Here is a 420-nt window from a genome sequence, read left to right as displayed (position 1 = left end):
GGGCGGGGGGGTGGGGGGGGGGGGGGGGGGGGGGGGGGGGGGGGGGGGGCGGGGGGGGGGGGGGGGGGGGGGGGTGGGTCTCCGGTGGGGCTCGTCTAGGGTCGGGGCGTGGCCCGACGTGTGGTGGTGGCGTTGCTCGGACCGGTGGCGTGGACGCCCCCGGGGATCGACCCGGCGGCCTGGCGGGCCGCGCTCGCCGAGGACGTGGTGGACCTGCTCGCCACCCTCCAGGAGGTCGAGACCGCGATCGCGGCCGTCCCGGCCGACCGTGCCCTGGCCGAGTCCGTCACCTGGCCGGGCATGGCCGTGTACGAGGTGCCCGCCGCCACCGGCACCGCCGTCCTCGCCGCGCTGGCCGGGGCCGGGTACGACGAGGCTGCCGTCGTCGCCGCCGACGCCCCGGACCTGCCCGGCCTGACC

At 81.7% G+C, this 420-nt stretch carries 1 pseudogene; it reads left to right on the top strand.

The annotated features are described in order from the left end of the window. Positions 1-108 precede the first annotated feature (108 nt). Positions 109-420 (top strand): annotated as a pseudogene (locus tag LPA42_RS33465) (hypothetical protein); the annotation flags it as partial.

Source organism: Micromonospora sp. DH13, assembly GCF_020873825.1.
Classification (GTDB): Bacteria; Actinomycetota; Actinomycetes; order Mycobacteriales; family Micromonosporaceae; genus Micromonospora; species Micromonospora haikouensis.
The sequence above is the reverse complement of the archived record's forward strand: the minus strand, read 5'-3'. Positions and strand labels throughout refer to the sequence as shown.